Origin of the sequence: Frankia sp. Mgl5 (genome assembly GCF_023242985.1) — a bacterium.
Lineage (GTDB): Bacteria > Actinomycetota > Actinomycetes > Frankiales > Frankiaceae > Parafrankia > Parafrankia soli.
Genome location: NZ_JALKFY010000027.1, coordinates 1 through 310, shown reverse-complemented (window position 1 = coordinate 310; position 310 = coordinate 1). Strand labels below are relative to the sequence as shown.

Below are 310 nucleotides of genomic sequence, written 5' to 3'. Positions count from 1 at the left end.
AAGCGGGGGCGGCCGGCGTTCACTTCGAAGATCAACTGGCTTCCGAAAAGAAATGCGGACATATGGGGGGGAAAGTATTGATTCCTACCCAAGCGGCAGTCCGTAATCTGATCGCAGCGCGGCTTGCCGCAGACGTTATGGGCGTACCTACAATTATCGTGGCGAGAACGGATGCGAACGGAGCTTTTCTGATCACCAGTGAGATCGATGAGCGGGATCATCCATTTTTAACCGGTGAGCGCACAGCGGAAGGATTTTTCCGGATGCGGGGAGGTTTGGATGCGGCCATTGCCAGAGGGCTAAGCTATGC

Annotated in this window: 1 pseudogene; it reads left to right on the top strand. The window is 55.2% G+C overall.

Going from position 1 to position 310, the window contains the following annotated elements:
• Nucleotides 1-310: pseudogene (locus MXD62_RS08205) on the top strand (isocitrate lyase); the annotation flags it as partial.